This window comes from Saccharothrix luteola (genome assembly GCF_020859565.1).
In the GTDB taxonomy this organism is placed as follows: Bacteria; Actinomycetota; Actinomycetes; order Mycobacteriales; family Pseudonocardiaceae; genus Actinosynnema; species Actinosynnema luteola.
In genome coordinates this window covers 166,326-186,350 of record NZ_JAJHUO010000013.1, presented here as the reverse complement: position 1 = coordinate 186,350, position 20,025 = coordinate 166,326, and the positions used below count along the sequence as shown (strand labels likewise).

Genomic DNA, 20,025 nt, shown 5'->3' with positions numbered 1-20,025 from the left:
CCACCCCGGTCGACGAGGTCCACGTCATCCGAACTCCCAAGCCGACCTCGGCACCACGCACCCGTCCGACACCAACGCCCGCGCGAACCGCTGATCCCGCGCCAGCGAAGCCAGGTCCGTGCACACCGGCACGCTCAACGGCGCCGTGCACCGCCGCGTCGCCCGCGCGTTCAGCCGCGAAGCCGCCGACAGCAACGACGACGCCACCGACTGCCCCGTCCCCGACCGGATCCGCACCGCGAGGGCGTCCACGACACCGCGGGCACACACCACGCCGCCGAACACGTCCACGATCGTCATCAACGACGGCGGCACCCCGGCGTGCGCCTGCACCACGAAGTCCGTGCCCAACGGCGGTCGCGGGCCCAGGGCGTCACCCCAGCCGGACGCGTGCGCGTACACGATCCCGGGCCGCACCCTGGCGACGTCACGGGCCCGCAACGACCACGCGGCGGCCTTCCCCGGCCCCCAGTCGTGCAGGAACACGTCCGCGCCGGACGCCAGCTCCAGCAGCTCACGCCGCCCGGCCACGGTCGCGAGGTCCACGGTCACGACCCGTTTACCGCGGTTCAGCGCGTGGAACCGGGCGGACACGGCACCGGCCATCGGCGGCACGCCTCGCAGCAGGTCGCCGCCCGGCGGTTCGACCCGCACCACGGACGCGCCCAGCTGCCACAGCAGGTGCCCGGCCATCGGCCCCTGCACCCGGCGGCACGACTCCAGCACCACCACCCCCGTCAACGGCAGCGCGCCCGGCCGCGGCGACCCGACCGGCCCCGCGCCCGGGCCCAACGGCCGCACGACGTACGGCGGCACGTCGTCGACCGCCCGGTGCGCGACCCGCACCAACGTCATCCCGGTCGACACGGCGACCCGTTCCAGCCGCACGAGCGGCAGCCGCGCGGTCAGCCCGGTCAGCTCCGGCGGCAACGGGCACGTCGCCGTGGCGAACCGGTGCTGGAAGGGCCGCCACGCCGACGCCACCACACCGGGGTCCGCGTCCAACGCGGCCCAGAACCGCCGCCACACCTCGGCGTCCGACGCCTCGACCTCGAACGCCACCCCGTCGGAGGACAGGAACGGCGGCCCGCCGACCCCCGCCGGCACCGGGCCAGGCTCGTCCGCGGTGGCCGCCGCCAGGTACTGCGACACGGCCAGCAGCGCCGCCTGCGCGACCGACGTGGACACCGCCTCCAGCGGGACACCGCGCAACAGCGCCACGTCCAGCGCCGACACCCCGATCGCGTCGAGTTCGGCGGCCAGGATCGAGGCGTAGTCCAGGCCGAGCGCCGTCGGCCGCCCGAACCGCCTGCCGTGCACGTGCATGATCCCGCACGCCGCCTGCACGTCCAGCTCGCCGCCCAGCGGCAGGTCGACCGGCCCGGACCACGGCGTCGCCGTCAACGTCGAGGTCATGCCGACCACCGCCCGTGGTCGAACGCGGAAGTCGTCACGTCCACCGCCCGCTGCCGTGGGTCTCGGCGGTGCCGGCCAGCCGGGTGAGCAGGTCGAGCCTTCGCACCTTGCCGGTGCCGGTGCGCGGCACGTCGTCCCAGGCCAGCACGTGCGGATCGGCCATCGGCGGCAGGTCGGCCACCGCGTTCCGCCACGCCACCGGGTCCAGCGGGCCGGACGTCACCAGCACGGGGATCGGCGGCCTGCCCGGCGTGCCGAGCACCACGCACTCGACCACCTCGGGCAGCCGGTCCTCGACCAGGTCCTCCACCCGCAGGCAGCTCAGTCCCGGTACGGCGTCCACCTCGCGGTCCAGCAGCCGCACCGCGCCGCCGCGGGTCAGCACGCCGAGGTCGCCGGTGTTCCACCACGCCCCGATGTTCTTGGCGTGCCACCGGTCCTGCTCGCCGACGTACCCGGCGCACCGGGCCGCCGTGCGGGCCGGCACCAGGCCGCTGTGCCCGCGCGGCACGGGGGTGAGCGTCACCGGGTCCACCACGCGCAGCCGGGTCCGGCCGGGCACCGGACGTCCGAGGTCGCGGGCGTCCGGCGACCGGTCGAGGGCGCGGCGGGTGAGGAAGCGGAACGTCAGCGGGCCCGTCTCGGTCTGGCCCCAGCCCTGCATCCACAGTGGACGCCTGCGCCGGGAGGCGTGCAGCATCGCCCGGATCGCCGGCGGGTGCATGGCGTCGTAGGTGCTGACGAACAGCCGCACCTCGCGGAACGGGTTGTCCGGCCGCGCCGCCGGCGGCTGCCACCGCACGTAGGCCGACGGCAGCGCCTCCACCGTCGTCGGTCGGTGCCGGGCCAGCACCGGTGCGGCCGACTCGGGGTCGCTGAGCACCACGACCTTGCGCGGCGCGAGGCAGAACACGCTCGCCGTCCAGCAGAACGTGCGGCCGTGCGCGTAGGAACTGGCGTTGGCGACCACGTCGTCTCGGCGCACGCCGATCACGGGCCGGCGCACCGCCTCGAACCGGGCCAGCCGGTGGATGATCGTGCGGGTGGTGTGCACGGCGAGCTTGGGCACACCGGTCGTGCCCGAGGTGTGGGTGACGACCAGCGGGGCGTCGTCGTGCCTGCGCCGGGGCGCGGGCACCCGCGCGCCGCGCACGTCGTCCAACGTCAACGCGCCCGGCACGGGCGGGCCCAGCGACAGCACCCGCCGCGCCAGTCCGACGGGCGGCACGCGGTCGGTCACCAGCACGGCCGGGTCGAGCCGTTTGAGCAGGACCTCCAGCACGTCGTCGGTGAGGTGGCCGGACATGTCGTGCGGCTTCATGCGGGTTGCCTCCTCGTGCCGGTCCGCGGGGACGCGGTGTGGACCCGTGCGGCGGCACGGCGGCCGGCTCGCTGCACGGGGTCAGGGTCACCCAGTCGCCCGCGTCGTCCACGACCCCGCCGAGGCGGGACACGAACTCGCCGCGCAGCGCCAGGGCGTGCGGTGTGGCTTCGGGCAGGCCGTGACGGCACCGGTGCACGACCGATCCGGTCACGGCGGCACGCAGGCCGGGCACGAAGCGCTCGGCTCGGCGGCCGAGCGTTCCGGCTGCCACCCGAAGAACCCCGACACCACCGGTTGGCACAGGTACTCCAGCACGTCGCGGTGGTAGGGCGCGCAGAACTCGGCGACGGTGGCCCCGCCCACCCGGGACGCCTCGGGGCGTTCGGTGTCGGCCGCGCTCCTCCTGGCCAGGTGTCCCAGCCGCCGCAGCCGACGACGTGCGCGGCCCCGGCGTGGGCGGCCGGCGTCCGTTCCAATTCCTGCACTTTCCGCCCGTGCGAGCACTTGCCGTCGTCGATGACTTCCACAATGTGCCGTCGCGTTATCGGCCACAATCCGGAAAATGTCGCCGATTGCGTGCAGAATGGCACCGTCAGCGCGCTCACCTCCGCGGTCACCGCTTCCGGAGGTGAGCGTATGGCAGGTCACCGGGCCGGCGACCGACCACCGGCCGGTTCACTCTTCCTGGTCAACTCACCCTCGTGGAGTTGACACACCTTCGCGATTGGGACAACGTCGGGGCCATCAATTGAGAGCTGACATCGCTCATTCCCGATGCCTTCGAGACCGGACGAGACAAGACGGGGCTCACTAGTGCGCACACTCGTCGTGGGACTGGGCCGAGCCGGTGCGGAACTGCACCTGCCGGTGCTGGCCAGGGCGCGGACCTCAGTCCGACAGCTGTTCGACGACCGACCCATCGTGGCGTGCGACCCGCGGCGGCTGCCCGCGGAACGACCGGGCCTGGCGATGGTGGGCAGCCTCGCCGAGGCCGCCACCCTGCTCGACCCCGGGGACACGGTGGCACACCTGTGCACACCGCCGTCCGTGCGCGCCGAGGTGATGACCGAGCTCGCCGAACGCGGTTTCCGCAACGTGATCGCGGAGAAGCCGCTGGCCGCCGACACCGACGACCTGGCCAGGGTGATCCGGCTGCGCCGCAAGCACGGCCTGCGGATCGCGGTGGTCGAGCCGTGGCTGACCAGCTCGCTCACCGCGCGGCTGATGGAGCTGATGCGCGGCGGCACGCTCGGCGAGCCGAAGTCGATCTCGATCGTGCAGAACAAGCCGCGCTTCCGCCGGTCGCTGACCAGGCCGAGCCACCTGACCGCGTTCGACGTGGAGCTGCCGCACGGCGTGGCCCTGGCGCTGCGGCTGGCGGGCAGCGCGCGGGTCACGCACGCGGCCGGGTACGACCTGACCGTGGGCGACGTGGTCGTGCCTCGAATGGGTGGCGCCCGGATCGGGCTGCGGCACAACAGCGGCGTGCGCACGGAGATCGGCTCGGACCTCACCTCGCCGGTGCGGGAGCGCCGGATCACGGTGGAGTTCGAGAAGGGCAGCGCGGTCGGCCACTTCGCGGTGAGCGACGACGACGACCACGCGCAGCTCACCGTCACGCTCAACGGGCGGCGCGAGCACGAGGTGCTGCGCGACGACTCGCTCACCGAGTGGGTGCTGCGCGCCTACCGGCTGTTCCACGCGGCGGGCGACCAGCACGCGCGGGGGTTCTCGTTCGCCACGGACGTGGTGCAGCTGCTGTCGGTGGCCAAGAACATCTGCGCCGAGCCGGTGATACCCGCGGCGCGTGGCGAGGCCTCACCGGGCCCGGTGGCCGCGCATGTCCGCTGAGCCGGTGCTGGCGGGCATCGCGGACGAGGCCGCGCCGGACCTGGCGGGCCAGTTGGCGGTGCTCGCCGAGCTGGGCTGGTCGCACCTCGAGCTGCGCACCGTGGACGGCCGGGCGGCGGCGGACCTGGACGACGACGAGTTCGCGGTGGTGGCGAAGGAGCTGGCGGCGCGGGGTGTGCGGGTGGTGTGCCTGGCCTCGCGGATCGGCGGGTGGGCCCGGCCGATCAGCACGCCGTTCGAGGACGACCTGGCAGAGCTGGACGTGCTGCTGCGCCGCTGCGCCGCGCTGGGCACCCGGTACGTGCGGATCATGTCCTACCCGAACGCGGGCCTGTCCGAGCGGCGGTGGCGCGACCGGGTGATCACGCGGGTGTCGATGCTGGCCGAGCTCGCCGATGCGGCGGGGGTCGTGCTGCTGCACGAGAACTGCTCCGGGTGGGCGGGCGCGAGCGCGGAGCGCGCGCTGGACCTGCTCGACGCGGTGGACAACCCCGCGTTGCGGCTGCTGTTCGACACCGGCAACGGCGTCGCGCACGGCTACGACGGGTACGCGCTGTTGCGCGAGGTGGTCGCGCACGTCGAGCACGTGCACGTGAAGGACGCGTCGGGTGACCGGTTCGTGCTACCCGGTTCGGGTGACGCACGGGTGGCCGACTGCGTGGAGTTGTTGCGCGCCGGCGGTTATCGAGGCGCGTGGTCGTTGGAGCCGCACGTGTCGCTGCGCCCGCACGAGTCGGGCGCGCGCGCACCGGACTCGGCGCCCGCGTTCGTGGCGGCCGGTCGGGCGATGGCCGGGCTGGTGCGGTGATCGGACCCTGGGCGGCGAGGGGAGCCGTGCGGTGATCGGCGAGGACCGCGACCTGTTGCTGCGGCTGCTGGCGATGCCGACCGCGGGTCCGCTGGAGACCACCGACGAGGTGTGCCTGTGGGACGCGGTGCACGCGTACTCCGAGGCGGCCGAGTGCTTCGGGATGCGCACCGTGCACCTGGGGCCCGCGCGGGAGGCCGACGTGCTGCGGCACGACGTGCCAGCCGTGGTGCGGGAGGCGATCGCCGAGGACCCGGACTTCCTGGCCCGGCAGCCGAACCTGGTGCTGCGGGTCGGCCACGCCGAGCCGGTGGTGATGTTCAACGTGCACCTGGACACGGTCGCGCCGTTCGAGCCGGCCGGGTTCGACGGCATCCGGTTCCACGGCCGCGGCGCGATCGACGCGAAGGGGCCCGCGGTGGCGCTGCTGGCGGGTGTCCGCGCCGCGATGACCGATCCGGCGGTGGGGCGGGACGTGAGCGTGCTGATCCAGGCGGTGTCCGGCGAGGAGGGCGGCGCGATGGGCGTGTTCGGCACCCGTCCGCTGGTCGAAGCCGGGTACCACGGCAGCCTGAACGTGTTCTGCGAGCCGACGGGGATGCGCTACCTGCCCCGGTCCACGGCCGCGATGACCGCGTGCGTGCAGGTGCGCGGCGAGGACGCGATCGACGACCAGCCGCAGGCCGGCCACAACGCGACCGTGCTGCTCGGGTTCCTGGCCCAGCACCTGGCGGGCGCGCTCGCCGGACGCGTGCCGGACGGCCGGGTGTGCGTGGCCGGGCTGCACACGGGCCGGATGCACGACCGCGTGTACGGCGGCGGCGAGCTGCTGCTCAACCTCTCCTACGGCAGCACGGCGTCCGCGCGGGTGCTGGCCGTGGCGCTGGACGCCGCGTTGCGCGAAGGGCTGGCCGAGTTCACCGCCCGCTTCCGCGGCGTGCCGCCGTTCCACCGCACGGCCGTCGACGCGGCCCTGATCACCCGACTGGTGTGGCGCAAGCGCGGGCTGCCCGCCCTGCCGCCGCAGGACGTGCCGCTGCTGGACGGCATCGTGCCGCGCTGGCCCGCGCACGAGCCCGCGTTCACCTGCGACGCGATCTGGCTGGCCGACGTGCCGGGCGCGCACACCGCCGTCCTCGGCCCCGGCTCGCTGGAGGGCAACCAGGCCCACGCGCGCGGCGAGCACGCCGACGTCGCCGACCTCGACCGGTTCGCCGACGTGGTGCGCGACATCGTCGTGGGGTTCGCGCGGAACGGAAGGGCGGTCTAGTGCCCGTTCCGGGACGCGACTCGTCCGGTCCGACCACAGCCCGGTCGAGGACCTGACGTGGTCCCGCACCGACCGCCGGCGGCGCGGGACCACGCGAACCCGATCAACTCCGATCAAGGAACAGGAAGCAGGAACATGACCGTCCTGGTGCCCTACCCGACCCTGCTCGACACCGTCACCGGTGTCTTCCGGGCGCGTGGTGTGCCGCCGGACCGGGCGGCGGTCGCGGCGGAGGCGCTGTGCCACGGCGACCTGACCGGCTTGAGCACCCACGGGCTGGTGAACCTGACCCGGCTGTACCTGCCGCTGTTCGACTCCGGCCGGACGGAGCCGGCGGCCGACATGGCGGTGGTGGCCGATCTCGGGGCGTCCGTGCTGGCCGACGCGCGTCGGGCGCTCGGGTTGTGGTCGGCGTCCCAGGCGGTGGAGCTGGCCTCGGCGCGGGCCGCGCGGTACGGGATCGGGATGGTGACGTTGCGCGGTGCGACGCACATCGGCTGCGCCGGGTACCACGCGGCACGTGCGGCGGCGCACGGGATGGTCGGGCTGATCGCGTCGAGCTGCGGCGGGCAGCGCATCGCGCCCGCGCCGGACGGCCGGGAGCCGTTGCTGGGCACGAACCCGCTGGCGTTGGCCTGCCCGGCGGGCGACCGGCCGCCGTTCGTGCTGGACATGACCACGACCGTGGTGCCGACGAGCCGGGTGCGGGCGGCGGCGCGGGCCGGTGAGCCGATCCCGCCGGGGTGGTTGGCGGCCGACGACGGCACGCCGGTGACCGACCCGGCGGCGTTCGACCGGGGTGACGGGCGGCTGCTGTGGCTGGGAGGGACGCCGGAGACGGGCGCGTACAAGGGTTTCGGGCTGGGCCTGCTGGTGGAGGTGCTGGCGGCGCTGGTGCCGGGTGCGGCGACCGGGCCGTTGTCGTCGGTGTCGCGGGATGACGACATCGGGGTGACGGCGCTGGTGTTCGCGCCGTCGGCGCTGCGGCCGGGGTTCTGGGAGGACGCGGCGGCGATGTTCGGCGCGGTGGCGGGCGCCAAGCCGGTCGACCCGCGCAAGCCGGTGAGCTACCCGGGCTGGCACGAGGGCGAACGCGCGCGGTGGCGGCGGGTGCACGGCGTCCCGGTGCCGGACGAGCTGTACGAGGAGTTGCGCTCGATCGCGCCCGCCCTGCGGGCCGCCGGATGACCGGGTCGGAAGCGGGCGGGTCGGGCCGACCGCGGACGAGTGGACCGCGCGGGGGTGAGGCGGGATCGAGCGGTTCACGGGCGGGCGCGCCGCCGGTGATCCGGCTGGGCGTGGTCGGGTTGGGCGTGATCTCGCGGTTCTACCTGGCCGCGATCGCGTCCTCGCCGCGCTTCGAACTGGCCGCCGTGTGCGATGTCGACGAGCGGGCGTTGGCGGGCCATCACGTGCCCGCCTACCGGTCGCACCGGGAGATGCTCGACGCGGGCGGGTTGGACGCCGTGGTGGTGACCGCGCCCCACGACGTGCACGCCGCGGTCACGGCGGACGCCATCGGGTGTGGCCTGCCGGTGTGCGTGGAGAAACCGCTGGCCACGACGCTGCGTGACGGGTTGGCGGTGGCCGAGGCGGCGCGGGCGCGGGACGTGGCGCTGTTCACCGCCTTCCACCGCCGGTACAACGCGAACGTGCTCGCGCTGCGGGACAAGCTCGCGGGCGCCGCGCCGATCGAGCAGCTCACCGTGCGCTACCTGGAGCGGATCGAGGAGCACGTCGCCGACGACCGCTGGTACCTCGACCCGGCGCGGTCCGGCGGCGGGTGCGTGGCCGACAACGGGCCGAACGCGCTGGACCTGGCACGGCTGTTCCTCGACGAGCTGACCCTGGAGTCCGCGCTGGTCACGCGGGTCGCGGGCGTCGACCGGCAGGCGGTGCTGCACGTGCGCGGCTCCGCGCCGGCGGTGGTGGAGTTGGGCTGGTCGCACGCCGGCGAGACGAAGGACGTGACCGCGCGGCTCGCCGACGGGACCGTGCTGCGGGCGGACGTGCTCGAGGGCTACGACGAGTTCGAGGGCTCGCTGTGGCACGAGTACGAGGCCGTCCTGCGGGACTTCGCGTCGGCCGTGGCGGCGCGGTCGGCGTGGCGCGACGGCGGGTTGGCCGCGTTGGACCTGGTGGACGAAGTGTACCGACGAGAGGGTGCGTGATGCTGGAGGACGGCGAGAAGCGGGCGGTCGGCAGCCGGGTCTTCAAGGTGCCGGCGCACCGCCGCGACGACCGCGGGATGAGCCTGGAGCCGTTCGCGAGCCGCTGCGTGCGCCGGGCGAGGTGCACGAGTTGGTGACCACCGACCACGACGACACGGCGGCGGGCGCGCGGATCGACCGGGTGGCGTTCCTCGGACTCGTGGAGATCGCCAACGCCGGCGTGATCGACCGCGGCGACGAGGCGTGGTGCGACGGCGAGACCGGGCCGGAACTCGGCCTGCGCCCCGAGGTGGACGTCCTGTTCAGCCCCGCGTTCTGACCGACGCCGACGGCGCCCCAGGGAGACTGTCCCGAGGCGCCGTCGTGTTCGTCGGCTCAGCGACCGAGGAGCGGCACGTCCAGGGTGCCGAAGTGGTAGGCGCGCACCGCGGCGACCAGCTCGTCCACGGTCAACGTCCCGCTGCCGTCGGAGTCGATGGTCCGGAAGGCCTCGACCGCCGCCGACGGGTCCACCCCGATCGCTTCCAGCCACTTGTGGAACTCCGGCGGGCCCACCTCGCCGTCGCCGTCGGTGTCGCACAGGCCCACCATGGCCGCGACCGTCGGCCGGACCACGCGGTTGAACCCGGCGTCACCCTCCGCGAACACCTGCGCCTCGACCACGTTGAGGAACTGCTCCTCCGTCATCGAGCCGTCCGCGCCCACACCGGCCTTGGTCGCCAAGAACTCGTACATGGAGATGTAGGAGTCGGTGAGCGCTCGCGCCTGCGGTGACGACGCGTCCTCGCCGAACGCCTCGATGATGCGACGCGCCTCGGCCTCGTAATCGGATTTCCCGATCCGGCCGTTGCCGTTGACGTCCCACTTCTCGAAGCGCTTCTTGAGCCGATCGCCCTTGACCGTCGTGGACATGACCTTCGGACACTCCTAAAGAATGATGAGGTGGTTCTCGGCGAACCTGGACGTGCTGAGCCGGTCCGCAGACCTGCTCCCCCGTCAGGGGGATGTCAATGGCGCATGACCTCCCCTCCGGGCACGCTGCCCGTGACGTCCAGCAAGCGCCGGGAGTTCCTGGCCAGGTGGCCGAGTTTGTAACCGCTGTGCGCGACGAGCAGCACGGTCGCGTCGCTCGCGCGCAGCGCTGACTCCAGGTCGTCGGCGGACGACCCGAGCGCGGGCACCTCCCCCGCGACGGGGTCGACCCGCCGGGCCGCCTCCGCCACGCCCAGCCGCGCGCCCTCACGACGGGCCTTGTCCAGCAGGTAGCGGGGTCGTCGGGGATGCAGTGACCGCCCACGCCCGGTCCGGGGGTGAACGGCTGGAAGCCGAACGGTTTCGCGTACCCGCAGGTGTTCTCGAGCAGTTTCACCATCTCGGCCTCGCGGGTGCCGCGAGCCACCACGACGGAGTCGACGACCCGGCAGGAGAAGGTCGCGCAGTGCTTGGTGCACAACGGGGTGTGCCCGCTGATCACCTCGGGCGTGGTGCGGATGCCGAAGGTGCGGTTGCCGGGGTCGATGCGTTCCGGCGAGCAGCCGAGCGGGAAGTCCTCACCGGCCACGTGGCCGTGCCGCTCCAGGATCGGGGGTCGCCCGTCAGGCGCCAGACCGGTGGGCACGCAGATCACCACGGTGTCGGCGCCCGCGATCACGGCCGGATCGGTTTCGTACCCGCCACCGCCGTACCCGCAGCGGTCGCCGCCGCCGGCGGCAGCCCTACGCAGCCGACTCCGACCACGACCAGATCGAAGGACACGTGCGCCCTCTCCACATCGGTTGGGGTTGACCACCACCGCGGTCAGGCCTTGAAGGACGTGCCGTGCACGGGCACGTCGGCGGCCGCCTGCGCCGCCGGGCTCACGGGCAGCAGTACAGCGGCGGCGAATGCACTGAGCACCACGCCGAACAAGCGCTTCACCCCTTGCCTCCTCACCAGACGTAATCGCTGATGGCAAGCTAACAGTCACCCAGAGGAAGTGGCAGTAGTTGAACCGAACACCACTCGGGCAGGTTGCGATCTTCCGCGGTAGTTCATCCGGATGGTCATCGGACGCGTGGCAGGGGTGGTTGTCGGTGATCCGACCACCGTCCGAATTCACGAGTTCGAGTGACACTCACCGGACTTTCCGATTGGTCAAGAGAAATGTCAGACGCAGCCCGTGACGAACCCGCAAGACGGCGGTCACGGCAGGCACCTCACCGCACGGACGAGCGCTCGCACCGGCTGGCCGGCGGACGATCCGCCGGGGCCCGAACGGCGACCGGCGACCGACTACGCACGGTGAAGGAGCGCCAGGGTGACGTCGCAACGTGGTCCACAAAGGACCTACGAGGAGTGACTGGACCCACCACCTGGGTGACGGCGGCCTTCGGTATAGGCGGGGGACGACGCGGAGGTCCCTACTCCTGCGGCCAGGGATGGCGAACGGGCCGACGGGGTCCGAGTCCGGTGGCTTGAGCGGGCGGGCAGGTGCGGCGGGAAGTGCGGTGGTGCCCCTGCCCGACCTTCCCGCCGTGCCCGGTGGCGAGGTGGGATTCTCCGCGTCCGCCGAGCCCCGGCGCTTCGGGCTCGGCACCCGCGGCGGAACGCCGGCGGGCATGGCCGGCGACTGGTTGCCGGCGGCGTTCGACCCACAGCCCGGCCGCCTCGGACGCGTCTGCCGCGTCCGAGGCGAAACGGGAGACCGTGCGGTGGTCGGCGTCGAGGTTCGGGCTCGGCGACGTCCACACCCGGGCTTTCGCCACCGGACCGACGATGTCGAGCTCTCGACGGGTGAGCAGGCGGGGGTGTTGGAGTCCGCTCCATGCACAAGATCAGCGACGATTGACGGGCAGGATGCCGCCAGTTCGGCTACGCCGTCGCCTGCTCACCGCACCGCCGCTGGCCAAGCAGATGATGCCGCGAACCCTACAGCCGAGCGGGGCCCGGCCCCTCAGGACAACGTCGGCAGCACGTCGGCGGCCACGGTGTCCAGGATCGACTCGTCACCGGCGAACGGGCCGTCCGCTCTCGGCCACGGCGCCAGCACGTCGGTGAAGCCCAGCTCGTCCGCCCTGCCCAGGAAGTCCCGGTAGCACTCCACGCTCGACAGCGAGAACACCGGCGCGGCGTCGGTCTGCAGGAACCGGCGGACCGACGCGCGGTCGCGGGACTCGGCGGCCAGCGCCTCGTCGAACCGCGCCGACAACTCGGCCAACGACTTCCACCACGAGTCCAGCGAATCCCGCGCCGAACCCAGGGTCACCCACCCCTGGCCGTGCTTCGCGGCCAACGCCTGCCCCCTCGGCCCGTCCGCGGCCAGGATGAACGGTGTGCGAGGCCGTTGCACGCAGCCAGGCGCGTTCCGGGCCTCGACCGCCGTGTAGTACTCGCCGGAGTAGTCGACCCGATCCCTGGTCAGCAAGGCGTCCAACAGCTCGACGAACTCCTGGTACCGGCGCGCCGGGCTCGCGGCCTTGGTCGCGCCGCCGAACACCTCGACGTCATAACCGCCCACCCCGCCCGCGCCGATGCCCACCGAGATCCTGCCGTCCGACAGGTCGTCCAACGCCAGCACGTCCCGCGCGAACGGCAGCGGGTGGCGGAAGTTCGGCGACGCGACCATGAACCCCAGCTCGATCCGCGACGTTGCCAACGCCGCCGCGCTCAACGTGGGCACCGAGCCGAACCACGTGTGGCCGACCAGCGGACCCCACCCCAAGTGGTCGAACGTCCACGCGTGAGCGAACCCGTACGCCTCCGCCGCCAACCACCGCGGCTTCGCCTCGGCCCAGCGGTACTCCGGCAGGATCGTGATCCCGGCGCGCATGACTCCCCCTCCGTGAACAAGCGATGCGTTCATTCGAACAGAGGAGGCGTGAGCGGTCAACACCGGACCGGGTGATCCACTGCCCGGCGACGCGCGAACGCCCGGTCCCGACCCCTCGACCGGGGAGTCCGGACCGGGCGTCTCGAGCGCCGACCTAGCCCCAGATCGACGCCGCCCACTCGGGGTGGTCGACGAACGGGTTGCGGTTGCGCTGGTAGGAGTCGTAGATCACCTGGTTGCGACGCTTCTCGAACGCGTCCGGCGGGTCCTGCGCGTTCCACCGCAGCAGCACCGACAACCTGCCGTGGTACGGCGCGGTGCCGTTGTTGACGTTGTCGTTCATCTCCAGGTTCGGGTAGCCGTCGCCGCCCTCGTACCGCACCGCCATGTAGAACAGCATCCGCGCGACGTCGCCCTTCACCGCGTTGCGCGGCTCCCACGAGTCGGCGTCGGTGTAGTTGCCGGGAGCCTCCCCGACCGGCGAACCACCGAGGTCGAAGTCCTTGTTGCCCCGCTCGGCGTTCACCGAGACGTCCGTCGGACGCAGGTGGTGGATGTCGGTGCCCGGACCGGTCGCGGTGCCGAAGTCGCCGTGGGACTTGGCCCAGACGTGCTCGCGGTTCCAGTCGTCGGGGTCACCGCCGTTGGTGGTCTTGCCCTGCGAACGACCGGTGTAGAGCAGGATCACGTTGGCGCTGTTGTTCGGGTCCTGGTCGGTGACCTTCAACGCCTCCCACACCTGGTCGTACGACAGCTTGGTGTTGGTCCGGATGATCCCGTTCAGGGCCGTCTTCAACGACGCGCCGGTCTTGCCGAGCGCGTTGCGGTAGTACGTGTCGTCGTAGCCGCCGCCCGGAGTCGTCGTGGACGTGGCGGTGGGCCGGGTCGTGGTGGACGTCGGCGTGGTGCCCGCGTTGGCGAACGCGGTCGGCGACGTGAGGCCCGCGTGCGAGAAGTACGCGTTCAGCGGACCGGTGACGTCGATCCGCGCACCGAGCAGGCCGGGGTTGGTCCGCAGGCCCCACTGGGCCCGGAACGCGGACGTGATCTGCACGTACAGCATCTGGCTCGTGCTCGTCTGGGTCGGCGAGTCGGCCAGCGCCAACGCGTAGTCGGACGGGAAACCGGACCGCACCACGGTGTTGGTGGCGGTGGGCTGCCCGACGACGTAGCCGCGCACGGTCGCGGACGCGCCGTTCTGCTGGCCGATGGCCTGGGCTACGGTGATCGGCGTCGCGCCGGCGGCAGCGGTGGGGATCAGCAGGGCCGCTGCGACGGCGACGACGGAAACGACAACGGCAAGGGGATTCAGCAGGGGTCGTGGTCGCACGATGGGGTGTCTCCTCCCGAGCGCGGCGCAGGGTTGCCGCACGCAGGCAGGATCGCACGAAAGATCACACGTTCGAGTGAATGATCACGGAACAATCGTCACGAGAACGAACGACTTTTAGTCAACACTGAAGCTATTGAGAGCAGTTAAGCGTCGTACCCCGTGGTGGCGCGCGTGATCAGCTCCGCGTCGGTCTCACCGAGCCGCCCGGTCAACGCCGACAGCACGTCCGCGATCTTGCGCTCTTCGTACGTGAAGTGCGTTTCCATCAACGCCGCCACGCCGGCCAGCTCGCGTTGCAGCACCTCCGGCTCGGCGTCGCCCAACTCCCCCAGCGCGGCCAGGGCGTCCGACACGATCCGGTGATCACGGCCCAGCTCGTCGAGCACCGGCCGCAGCTCCGGGTGCTCGCGGGCCAGCACGGGGAACACGCCGTCGTCCTCGGCAGTGTGGTGCCGCTCCAGCGCGGCGCAGAACGAGAGGCAGTGCGACCACAGGTCCGTGACGCGCGCCCCGTCGGCCAAGCCGTCGCTCAACGCCTCCAGCCGTTCGCGCAGCGCGATGTGCGCCTGCACGAGCTGGTTCCCGAACGCCTCCAAGCGCGACGACGGTTCGATGACGTGCTCACCTCCGGACCCCGATCCGCGGACAACGGGATCACCAGCCCGGAGAACCACACCTTCTCCCGCACCCGCGGATCGATCTTCCCACGGTCGCCGGCCGGGGAGGCTTCCGGGCCGCGTGTCAGCTCGTCGCCGACACCGGTTCCCGGCTCCGCGCCCATTCGGCCAGTCGCGGCGCGAGGAGCCGGTACACCTCGGGGTCGAGGCCCATGCCGGTGTGCGTGCTGCTCACCTCGATGCAATCCGCGCACGGGTCGGCGCACAGCTCCCACGGCGCGATGAGGTCGTTGCGGGAGAACACCGCGATGGCCGGCACCTTCAAAGGCTGCCCCATCGCGGCGGAGTTGGTGTCGTAGCACGTGCCCGCGAAGCACTCCTCGTTCAACAGGCCCGGAACGCCCGCACTCGACAGCCGCGCCATGGTCCGCGCGACCCGCATCACGCTGGGGTGCGCGCCGAGCTGGTCCAGCACCGGGCTGGCGAGCATGACCAGACCACGCACGAGTTCGGGCCTGCGCACCGACACCAGCCTGGCCAGACCACCGCCGCGGCTCTGCCCGAGCAGCACCACCGGCCCGCCGGTCGCCTCGACGTGCTTCTCCAGCCTGCGCTCCAACCGGTCGACCAACTCCGACGTGCAGCCGACGTTCATCCCGATCCGCGCGCCGATCGGCGCGTAACCCCGCTTGCGCAGCCAGGTCCTGGCCAGTCGCAGGCTCCAGTCGCCGAACCCGAAACCCGGCACCAGCACCACGCCGAGCCCGCGTCCCTCGTCCCGGTCGACGGCGCGCCACGCCGGATGGGCCAACAAGCGCGGGATGCCGAGCAAAGCCACCAGCACCTGTTCGCCGGCCACCGCACGAGGCACCTCGACCGCACTCATCCGACCTCCCTGCGTCGCCGGGCCACTGGGATTCCCCGATCCACGGCGATCCATTCCTTCCGTTTGTCGGCCGGAAGGCCGGGAACAACAGTCCTATGTGGTTGTTGAGGCCGCCGGGCGTCTACCGGCCCCAGGAAGACACGTGGTTGATGGCCGAGGCGCTGGAGGAGGCCGGCATACCGAGTGGCGGCCGGGTGCTCGACGTGTGCACCGGCACCGGCGCGCTGGCGGTCGCCTCGGGATTGGCGGGAGCGCGTGAGATCACCGTGGTGGACGTGAGCAGACGCGCCCTCCTCGCCGCCTGGGCCAACGCCCGGGTGCGCGGCATGTCGGTGCGCGTGCGGCGCGGTGACTTCGGCGACCTGGTGGGGCACGGCAAGTTCGACGTCATCACGGCCAACCCGCCTTACGTGCCCAGCGACGGCGTGCCGGACCGAGGGCCCGCGCGGGCCTGGGACGCGGGGCCGAACGGCCGTTCCCTGCTCGACCGGTTGTGCGCGGTGATGCCGTTGTTGTTGGCGGACAAGGGCATGGGGCTGGTGGTGCACTCCGGGCTGTGCGACCCGGACGTCACCCTGAGGCAGTTGCGCGGCGGTGGCCTGAAGGCGTCGGTGGTGGCCCGCCGCACGGTCCCGTTCGGGCCGGTGATGCGCGAGCGGGCGGAGTGGTTGGCCCGGCGCGGGCTCATCGACCACGAGCAGGAGCACGAGGAACTGGTGGTGATCCGTGCCGACGCAGCGTGACGCCCGGGTGGTGACCGTCGTGCCCGGTGGGCCGATCCTGGTGGAGGGGCCGGTCGAACTGCGGCTGGAGGACGGCGAGGTGGTGTGCTCGGACCGGTTCGTCGTCGCGGTGTGCGCGTGCCGCCGCAGCAAGCGTTACCCGCTGTGCGACACGAGCCACCGCAAACGACGTTGACCGATGTCCGTCAGAGGGGCAGGGGCAGGCGCAACGCCGTCTGCCCCTCTTCCCACGCGCGGAGGAGGTGGTCGCCGAGCCGTTGTTCGAGCAGTTCCGTGGCCTGCACGCCGAACACGACGGATTCGGTCAGCTCCGGCTCACGGGCCAGCAGGTCGCCGATCACGTCCCGCCGCATCACCTGCTCGTGCACCGCGTCCGCCTCGATGTGCTCGGTGAAGAACTCCACGCAGTCGGGGTGCGCGTCCAGCCGTTCCAACGCCTTCGCCATGCGCGTGGCGCTGGGCGCGGTGGTGATCTCGGCGGCGGCGAAGTGCCCCACCAGCGCGCCGCGCAACGACCGGTGCAGTCCGCACAACGACATCAGGTTGACCGTCGCCAGCATCACCGCGGGAGCGTGCTCCAGGTACCGGAGGTAGCCGTTGTCCAGCCCGGCGCCCGCGAGCAGGTCGGCGAACAGCCGCGAGTGCATGCGGTCGCCGCGTCCGCCGCCGAACTCGTCGAACTCGACGGCCACCAGCGCCGCCTTCGCCGCACCGCGCAGGCGCGGGATCACCCACGCGTGCGGGTCCGCCTCCTTGAGGTGGTAGATCGAGCGCAACGCCATGTACTCGCGCATGTGCCACCACTCCCCCTCGTCCTTGAGGAAGTGGCTCACGCCGACGCCGTCGACCGGCTCCACCAGCAGTTCGTCCAGCACACCGCCGATGTCCGCGCCGCCGGGCACGTCGGCGCGCAACGCGTTCAGGAACACCTGTTCCAGCGCAGCGCGGAAGCCCAACAGCCCTGGATCCCACTCCCAGGAGTCCGAGACGTCCGCGAAGCCCTGGTAGTGCAGCTCGTAGCACACGTGCAGGGCCAGGTGCAGGTCTTCGCCGTAGGGTTCGGCCGACACGTGCGACGGCAGGCCGGCCGCGGGCGGGTCGCCGCGCAGGGCGTCCAGGACGGCGGCGGACAGGGGGCCGCGCGGCGCGGGCAGCACCGCTCGGTCGACAGCAGGGTCCACAGTGGTCATGACCGTGGACTACCCGTTCCCGCCGGGGTGCACGCGAGCAGCTCCACGGCGGCTTCCGGTGATCCCGCCCTCAGCTGCCGCTGCGCGCCCGTTCCCCGGTCGAGCACGTCGCGCACCAGCGCGTGGACCAGCTCGCGGTCGTCGCCCAGCGCTTCGGACACGTGCGCCAGCAACGCCTCCACGAGCTCGACGGCGGGCACCTGACGTGCGGTGACCGGGTCGACCCCCGGACCGGACAGCCCGTGCCGGGCCGCCGACCACACGGCCGCCGCCAGCACCTGGTCGTCCAGCTCGGGCGCGGCTCCGGCGGTGCGCGCCGTGTCGACGAGCGCCCTGGTCAGGCCCGCTTGGAGCAGGGCGTCGTCCACGGTGGCCGCGGTGTCGGCGGCCCGGACCTCGACGGTCGGGTAGCGCGGTGACGGCCTGGCCAGCCAGAACGTCTGGCTCGCGTCCACCAGCGCGCCGCAGTCCACCAGCCGGGCCACGCGCGCGTCCTGCTCCGCGGCCGTGCGGCAGAACGGCGGCACGCCCGAGCCTGGGAACGCCGCCTGGTCCATCATCCGCCAGCTCGCGTAGCCGGTGTCGCGGTCCCGGTCGAACGGCGAGTTGCCGCCGAGCGCCAGCAGCGTCGGCAGCCATCGCCGCAGGTGGTTGACCACGTGCACGGCCGTCTCCCGGTCCGGCACGCCGACGTGCACGTGACAGCCGCAGCACTGGTAGCCGTCCACTTGGGCGCCGTACATCGACCCGACCCGCTCGAACCTCTCCCCCGCGCTCAACGCCGGTCGCGGGTCGGCCAACGGTGGTGCACCCGCCGCGACCAGCCACAACCCCTCGGCGTGAGCGGCCTCGGCCAACGCACGCCGACCGGCCGTCAGCTGGTCGCGCAGCTCGTCCAGGCCGCCGCACACACCGCTGGCGAACTCCACCTGCACGGCGCTGAGCTCGAGGTGGACGTGCGCGCCCGGCGGCAGGTCCCGCACGCGTGCCAGCACATCCGCCGCACGCGCCGAGGGACGACGCGTCGCCGGGTCCACGAGGAGGAACTCCTCCTCGACGCCCACCGTCATCAGGCGGGATCGCGGCGCGGCAGCGGCTTGGTCGCCGGGCCTTCCAGCACGGCGCCGTCCACGTCGAACCGCGACCCGTGGCACGGGCAGTCCCAGCTGCGTTCGGCGGGGTTGAACCGCACCAGGCAGCCCAAGTGCGTGCAGCGCAGGGACACGCCGTGCACGCCGCCCGCCTCGTCGCGGTACACCCCCGCCTTGCCCGTGCCGTCACGCACCACCCGCGCCTGCCCTGCCGGCACGTCCGCGACCGAGTCGACCTCGGCGGACTTCAGCCGGTCGCCGACCAGGTCGACGGCCACCTTCGCGTTCATCATCGCCAGCTTCGGCGTGGCGCCCAGGGTCAGCCGGTGCGGGCTGAACCGCGCCGCCAGCGGGTTCTCCCGGCCCACGATCAGGTCGGTCAGCAGTTCCGCGGCCATGGTGCCGTTGCTCAGGCCCCACTTCATGAACCCGGTCGCGCCGTACAACGTGGACGAGCCCGGCAGGTAGGGGCCGATCATCGGCAGGTTGTCGTAGGACGTCGGGTCCTGCGCGGACCAGCGGTGGGTGACCTCGGCGATGTCCCAGTGCTCGGCGGCGAACTTCGTCAGCTCGTCGTACGGCTCGCCCGGCGACGAGCCAGCGGCGTGGCCGCGCCCCGCGACGATCAGCAGGTCGCCGGACCTCGCCAGCGACCACGTGGTGCTGCCCGCGCTGATGCCCAGGCCCGTCGGCGGCGTGCCCGACGCCAACCGGACCGCGACGCAGTAGGAGCGCACGGGCTCCAGCCGCGCGAAGTACAGGCCGCGGTCCAGGATCGGGTAGTGCGTGGCGATCACCACGCGCTCGGCGACGACGGTGCCCTCGTCGGTGTGGACGCGGCACGGCGTTCCGTCCTCGATGCGCAGCACCCGGCTCGCCTCGTAGACCCGCGACCCGTCGCCGTCCACCGCCTCCGCCAGGCCGCGCACGTACTTGACCGGGTGGATCGCCAGCTGGTCGTCCAGCCGCACCGCGCCCGCGATCGGGAACGGCACGCCCATCTGCTCGCCGCGGTCGCGTGACACCGGCAGGCCCGCCTTCGCGGCGGCGGAGGCCTCCTCCTCGACCGCGTCGAGTTCCCGGTCGTCGAACGCGAAGGTGTAGGCGGGCATCCGGCGCAGGTCGCAGTCGACGCCCACCTCGGACACCAGCGCGGCGACCCGCTCGACGGCGGCGGCGTTGCCGGAGGCGTAGTCGGCCGCCGCCTCGGCGTTGTGCTTGCGCTCGATGGTCGAGTACACAGTGGACTGGAGGGCGGTCACCTTGGCGGTGTTGTTGCCGCTGACGCCGCTGCCGACCCGGTCGGCTTCGACCACCACGACCCGCAGGCCCGCGCGCTTGAGCAGCAACGCGGTGGTGATGCCGGTGATGCCACCGCCGACCACCGCCACGTCCACCGCCGTCTCACCGGTGAGCACGGGGAACCGGCCGTGCGGTATCGCCTCGGACCACAGCGAGTGGCGGGCGGTCGTGGTCGCTTCCGTCATGCTCTAGCTCATACCCGGGCGTTCCGTGTT

20 protein-coding genes and 2 pseudogenes are annotated in these 20,025 nt (G+C 72.7%); 9 read left to right on the top strand and 13 right to left on the bottom strand.

What is annotated here, in order from left to right; translation table 11 throughout:
• Positions 1-24: 24 nt before the first annotated feature.
• The 3 genes from LNK82_RS19805 to LNK82_RS19795 form a co-directional block, all read right to left on the bottom strand.
• The gene (locus tag LNK82_RS19805; RefSeq protein ID WP_230568498.1) at positions 25-1,416 is read right to left on the bottom strand and encodes a CoA transferase; all 1,392 of its coding nucleotides are present in this window, start codon (positions 1,414-1,416) and stop codon (positions 25-27) included.
• A 34-nt stretch (positions 1,417-1,450) separates the two neighbouring features.
• Positions 1,451-2,737: an AMP-binding protein gene (locus tag LNK82_RS19800; RefSeq protein ID WP_230568497.1), complete on the bottom strand. Its 1,287-nt coding sequence runs from the start codon at positions 2,735-2,737 to the stop codon at positions 1,451-1,453.
• Between the two features lie 210 nt (positions 2,738-2,947).
• The gene (locus LNK82_RS19795) at positions 2,948-3,103 is read right to left on the bottom strand and encodes a hypothetical protein (protein ID WP_230568496.1); all 156 of its coding nucleotides are present in this window, start codon (positions 3,101-3,103) and stop codon (positions 2,948-2,950) included.
• Between the two features lie 465 nt (positions 3,104-3,568).
• Here LNK82_RS19795 and LNK82_RS19790 point away from each other — a divergent pair, with 465 nt between their 5' ends.
• The 7 genes from LNK82_RS19790 to LNK82_RS19760 all read left to right on the top strand — a co-directional run bounded on the left by LNK82_RS19790 (position 3,569) and on the right by LNK82_RS19760 (position 9,159).
• On the top strand, positions 3,569-4,591 hold the full coding sequence (locus LNK82_RS19790; RefSeq protein WP_230568495.1) for a Gfo/Idh/MocA family protein: 1,023 nt from the start codon (positions 3,569-3,571) through the stop codon (positions 4,589-4,591).
• Positions 4,581-5,399, top strand: a complete 819-nt coding sequence (locus LNK82_RS19785; RefSeq protein WP_230568494.1) for a sugar phosphate isomerase/epimerase family protein — start codon at positions 4,581-4,583, stop codon at positions 5,397-5,399. The genes LNK82_RS19790 and LNK82_RS19785 overlap by 11 nt, the downstream gene beginning before the upstream one ends.
• A gap of 31 nt (positions 5,400-5,430) precedes the next feature.
• Positions 5,431-6,669 (top strand): M20/M25/M40 family metallo-hydrolase, encoded by a 1,239-nt coding sequence (locus LNK82_RS19780; RefSeq protein ID WP_230568493.1) that lies wholly within the window; start codon positions 5,431-5,433, stop codon positions 6,667-6,669.
• Between the two features lie 135 nt (positions 6,670-6,804).
• A complete protein-coding gene (locus LNK82_RS19775; protein WP_230568492.1) occupies positions 6,805-7,857 on the top strand; it encodes an Ldh family oxidoreductase in 1,053 nt (350 codons plus the stop codon).
• Positions 7,854-8,840, top strand: coding sequence for a Gfo/Idh/MocA family protein (locus LNK82_RS19770; RefSeq protein ID WP_230568491.1), 987 nt, complete (start codon positions 7,854-7,856; stop codon positions 8,838-8,840). Before LNK82_RS19775 ends, LNK82_RS19770 begins: the two co-directional genes overlap by 4 nt.
• The gene (locus LNK82_RS19765) at positions 8,840-8,977 is read left to right on the top strand and encodes a DUF6917 domain-containing protein (RefSeq protein ID WP_230568490.1); all 138 of its coding nucleotides are present in this window, start codon (positions 8,840-8,842) and stop codon (positions 8,975-8,977) included. Before LNK82_RS19770 ends, LNK82_RS19765 begins: the two co-directional genes overlap by 1 nt.
• Positions 8,974-9,159 carry a DUF6917 domain-containing protein gene (locus tag LNK82_RS19760; RefSeq protein ID WP_230568489.1) on the top strand — a complete coding sequence of 62 codons (186 nt, stop codon included), beginning with the start codon at positions 8,974-8,976 and terminating at the stop codon, positions 9,157-9,159. Before LNK82_RS19765 ends, LNK82_RS19760 begins: the two co-directional genes overlap by 4 nt.
• A 56-nt stretch (positions 9,160-9,215) precedes the next feature.
• Here LNK82_RS19760 and LNK82_RS19755 read toward each other — a convergent pair whose 3' ends face one another.
• From LNK82_RS19755 to LNK82_RS19725, 7 genes and pseudogenes are all read right to left on the bottom strand, one after another.
• A complete protein-coding gene (locus LNK82_RS19755) occupies positions 9,216-9,752 on the bottom strand; it encodes an EF-hand domain-containing protein (RefSeq protein ID WP_230568488.1) in 537 nt (178 codons plus the stop codon).
• 95 nt (positions 9,753-9,847) lie between these two features.
• Positions 9,848-10,063 (bottom strand): hypothetical protein, encoded by a 216-nt coding sequence (locus LNK82_RS19750; RefSeq protein WP_230568487.1) that lies wholly within the window; start codon positions 10,061-10,063, stop codon positions 9,848-9,850.
• A gap of 1,709 nt (positions 10,064-11,772) precedes the next feature.
• On the bottom strand, positions 11,773-12,648 hold the full coding sequence (locus LNK82_RS19745) for an LLM class flavin-dependent oxidoreductase (protein ID WP_230568486.1): 876 nt from the start codon (positions 12,646-12,648) through the stop codon (positions 11,773-11,775).
• A gap of 154 nt (positions 12,649-12,802) precedes the next feature.
• Positions 12,803-13,486, bottom strand: a pseudogene (locus LNK82_RS19740) (endonuclease I family protein); the annotation flags it as partial.
• Positions 13,487-13,579: 93 nt separating this feature from the next.
• Positions 13,580-13,978, bottom strand: a pseudogene (locus LNK82_RS46870) (DUF6359 domain-containing protein); the annotation flags it as partial.
• A gap of 146 nt (positions 13,979-14,124) precedes the next feature.
• Positions 14,125-14,577, bottom strand: coding sequence for a hemerythrin domain-containing protein (locus tag LNK82_RS19730; RefSeq protein WP_230568485.1), 453 nt, complete (start codon positions 14,575-14,577; stop codon positions 14,125-14,127).
• Between the two features lie 145 nt (positions 14,578-14,722).
• Entirely contained in the window at positions 14,723-15,484 is a 762-nt protein-coding gene (locus LNK82_RS19725; protein WP_230568484.1) for an alpha/beta fold hydrolase, read from the bottom strand.
• 95 nt (positions 15,485-15,579) lie between these two features.
• Between LNK82_RS19725 and LNK82_RS19720 the strand changes: the two genes are divergently transcribed.
• Entirely contained in the window at positions 15,580-16,227 is a 648-nt protein-coding gene (locus LNK82_RS19720) for a HemK2/MTQ2 family protein methyltransferase (protein WP_230568483.1), read from the top strand.
• Positions 16,211-16,402 (top strand): CDGSH iron-sulfur domain-containing protein, encoded by a 192-nt coding sequence (locus LNK82_RS19715; protein ID WP_230568482.1) that lies wholly within the window; start codon positions 16,211-16,213, stop codon positions 16,400-16,402. The genes LNK82_RS19720 and LNK82_RS19715 overlap by 17 nt, the downstream gene beginning before the upstream one ends.
• Positions 16,403-16,412: 10 nt before the next feature.
• Here the strand turns inward: LNK82_RS19715 and LNK82_RS19710 are convergent, their stop codons facing one another.
• The 3 genes from LNK82_RS19710 to LNK82_RS19700 are packed head-to-tail and all read right to left on the bottom strand — an operon-like array spanning position 16,413 to position 19,995.
• Positions 16,413-17,417 (bottom strand): iron-containing redox enzyme family protein, encoded by a 1,005-nt coding sequence (locus LNK82_RS19710; protein WP_230568481.1) that lies wholly within the window; start codon positions 17,415-17,417, stop codon positions 16,413-16,415.
• Entirely contained in the window at positions 17,414-18,487 is a 1,074-nt protein-coding gene (locus LNK82_RS19705) for a carboxylate-amine ligase (RefSeq protein WP_230568480.1), read from the bottom strand. The genes LNK82_RS19710 and LNK82_RS19705 overlap by 4 nt, the downstream gene beginning before the upstream one ends.
• Positions 18,487-19,995, bottom strand: a complete 1,509-nt coding sequence (locus LNK82_RS19700) for an FAD-dependent oxidoreductase (RefSeq protein WP_230568479.1) — start codon at positions 19,993-19,995, stop codon at positions 18,487-18,489. The genes LNK82_RS19705 and LNK82_RS19700 overlap by 1 nt, the downstream gene beginning before the upstream one ends.
• Between the last annotated feature and the right edge of the window lie 30 nt (positions 19,996-20,025).